The sequence below is a fragment of the Anoxybacillus sp. genome (genome assembly GCF_036834105.1).
Lineage (GTDB): Bacteria > Bacillota > Bacilli > Bacillales > Anoxybacillaceae > Anoxybacillus.
Window position 1 is genome coordinate 1 of sequence record NZ_DAITON010000196.1, and the last position, 2924, is coordinate 2924.

Sequence of the window (2924 nt, forward strand, 5' to 3'; positions counted from 1 at the left end):
AAAGCTTGTTATCGCTATCGCTAAAACGCCGTATCAAGTGATCGAATATCCGCTCCTTGAAGTGACGATTCGTTACGTCGGTGGTGGACGTGAAGTGAAATATTTAGCGCTCAATGAATGTACTGTAAAAAGTGTAAGCGGGACGCTCGTGATGGATGTCGAAATTCGCGGCAATTTATTTGAAACGTTTCGCGGGGATGGGCTATGCATTTCTACTCCTTCAGGAAGCACCGCATACAATAAGGCGCTCGGCGGTGCGATTTTACATCCATCGTTAGAGGCCATTCAAGTCGCGGAAATGGCGTCGATTAACAATCGCGTCTTCCGCACGATCGGCTCGCCGCTCGTTTTGCCGAAGCATCATACGTGCATGTTAAAGCCGGTCAACAACGTTGATTTTCAAATTACGATCGACCATTTATCGTTATTGCATAAAGATGTAAAATCGATTCAATGCCGCGTCGCTGATGAAAAAATTCGCTTTGCCCGCTTCCGTCCGTTTCCATTTTGGAAGCGTGTGCGCGAATCATTTATCCAGTAGAAAGGGATTCGTATGTTTCAACTTCGTTGGATTGTGACAAAGCAACAAGATGGAATAGCTGTAAGGGAGTTTTTAAAAGAAAAGCATATTTCGAAAACAGCGTTGACAGACATTAAGTTTAAAGGGGGAAATATCGAAGTAAACGGTCAGCGTGTCACCGTTCGCTACGTGCTAAAAGAGGGGGATGAAGTGTGCGTATCGTTTCCGCCTGAACAAAAAAGTGAAAGTATGATCGCAGAACCGATTCCGCTTTCGATTGTGTATGAAGACGATGACGTTGTCGTCATCAATAAACCGCCCGGTATGTCAACGATTCCGTCCCGTGAACATCCGCGCGGCACGTTAGCGAACGCCCTGTTGTTTCATTATGAACAGCAAAACTTGCAAACGACTGTGCATGTCGTCACAAGATTAGACCGTGATACGTCCGGGCTTGTGCTTGTCGCCAAGCATCGCCACGTGCATCATATATTGAGCGAACAACAAAAACAAGGGCGAATAAAGCGTCGGTATGAAGCGATTTGCCACGGATACGTCACCCCGTCTGTCGGGACAATTGATGCTCCTATTGCGAGAAAAAGCGACAGCATCATCGAACGGGAAGTGCGAGCGGACGGTCAGCGTGCGGTGACGCATTATGAAGTGTTGCAATATAAAAACGATATGACGCACGTGTCGATTCAATTAGAAACGGGACGGACGCATCAAATTCGCGTCCATTTTTCGTACATTGGCCATCCGCTCGTTGGCGATGATTTGTACGGCGGCTTGCGCGAGCGCATGCAAAGGCAAGCGTTGCATAGCTGTGAGTTGACGTTTGTTCATCCTTTTCTTGAAAAAACGATGACGTTTTACGCGCCGCTTCCAGACGATATGGCGAGCTTGCTTTAGTCAAATGAACGAAATTTTTCAGCGACATATGGCATCGTCGATGAGACAGAGACCGTTTCCATTTCTGGATAGCGAAGCGCTGTGAGCTGTCCACCGAATACGCAGCCGGTGTCGATGTTGACGGTGTTGTTGAGCCAGCGCGGTTTTTTCACAGGTGTATGCCCATATACGATAAGCGCGTCGCCGCGGTAATGTTTTGCCCAATCGCGTCGAACGGGGGAGCCGTCTGGATGTTTTTCACCTGTAATGTCGCCGTATAGAACGAACGTTTTTACTTTTTGATGGAATTTTCCGATGTAATCTGCGCGAATGCCAGCATGGGCAACGATTAGTTTTCCACCATCTAAGACGGCGTAAAGGGGCGCGTGTTCGTACAGTGTCATAAACTGCGTACGAAGGCGCGCTTTCGTTTTCTCATCTGCTTGTTCCCACTCCGCCACCGTCGTTTCAAGCCCGTGCGTCATTTGTACGTTTCGACCGAGAAAAAAACGATACAGCTTGTCGCAATGGTTGCCCGGAACGTACACCGCTTTATTTTGTTGAACGAGCGCAATGACGGTGTCAATCACTCGTAATGACTGCGGACCGCGATCGGCTAAATCGCCGACGAACGCAAGCTTTCGTCCGTTCGGATGGATCGGTATATCACCTTCCCAAACGTAACCGAGCTTTTCCGTTAATTGAACGAATTCATAAAAACAGCCGTGAATATCGCCGATAATGTCGTACATCATTTGTTGACCTTCCTTATAAAGATATTTGTTATTCATTATGCACAAAAAAATCCCCAGAGCAACATGCACTGGAGAATCATTTGATTTGCTTCCAAAAAATTTCAGGGTTGTATTCTGTAAGGGTCATCTTGTCGTTGTAAATACCTACTTCAATCAGTCGATTATCTTTACTGAATATATAGCGATTTTCGCCTAACTTTTTTATTGCTTCTTCATCTTTCCATCCTTCATTTATAATCGTTTGATAGAAAGGATGGGACGGTATAAAGTCAGACATAGGCTCTTCTAACTGGAAGAAAGCTTGACTGATAAAAACAGGATGCACCTTGCCTTTATCGCTATCTATTTTTATGACTTTTGCCCCTTCAGGAATGGGAAACCCATTGTACATTGGGATGTCTTTATGACTACATCCTATAAAGAAAGCTAACAACGTGAACAACAACATATATTTTTTCAATGTTTTTTCCCCGCTTTAAATTTGTTTAATTCGAATACCAGTAATCATTTGTTTGAATAAAATAATGTTTTGTTGACGAATTAACTGATTTCCATGGACGATTATAGTCGCTTGGCGTATGTTGAGCAGTTAACGGTTCGCCATTGCTATCATAGTTTACTACGATGGAAAGATGATCAAAATAGCCATCATTGTTAAAATCGTATCCAACAAGGCTACCAATTTTTAAGTCTTTTACGTTACTTACTGTAGATGAGCATTTTTCATTACATTAATTTCCATCCCCAAAAGACAAACA

Annotated in this window: 4 protein-coding genes and 1 pseudogene; 2 read left to right on the forward strand and 3 right to left on the reverse strand. The window is 44.3% G+C overall.

The window, feature by feature from the left end:
- Positions 1–541, forward strand: a 541-nt coding sequence (locus V7Z64_RS12720; protein WP_334110646.1) for an NAD kinase, incomplete at its 5' end; no start/stop codon positions are given.
- 12 nt (positions 542–553) lie between these two features.
- A complete protein-coding gene (locus V7Z64_RS12725; protein ID WP_297992626.1) occupies positions 554–1432 on the forward strand; it encodes an RluA family pseudouridine synthase in 879 nt (292 codons plus the stop codon).
- Here V7Z64_RS12725 and prpE read toward each other — a convergent pair.
- From prpE to V7Z64_RS12740, 3 genes and pseudogenes are all read right to left on the reverse strand, one after another.
- Positions 1429–2166: a bis(5'-nucleosyl)-tetraphosphatase PrpE gene (gene prpE, locus V7Z64_RS12730; protein WP_297992623.1), complete on the reverse strand. Its 738-nt coding sequence runs from the start codon at positions 2164–2166 to the stop codon at positions 1429–1431. The genes V7Z64_RS12725 and prpE overlap by 4 nt on opposite strands.
- A gap of 76 nt (positions 2167–2242) precedes the next feature.
- Positions 2243–2626 carry a hypothetical protein gene (locus V7Z64_RS12735; RefSeq protein ID WP_297992621.1) on the reverse strand — a complete coding sequence of 128 codons (384 nt, stop codon included), beginning with the start codon at positions 2624–2626 and terminating at the stop codon, positions 2243–2245.
- Positions 2627–2651: 25 nt separating this feature from the next.
- Positions 2652–2867: pseudogene (locus V7Z64_RS12740) on the reverse strand (amidase domain-containing protein); the annotation flags it as partial.
- Between the last annotated feature and the right edge of the window lie 57 nt (positions 2868–2924).

Excerpts from the sequence above, each read along its gene's own strand:
- prpE (WP_297992623.1), bottom strand. The coding sequence starts at position 2,166 with ATGATGTACGACATTATCGGCGATATTCACGGCTGTTTTTATGAATTC.
- V7Z64_RS12725 (WP_297992626.1), top strand. The coding sequence starts at position 554 with ATGTTTCAACTTCGTTGGATTGTGACAAAGCAACAAGATGGAATAGCT.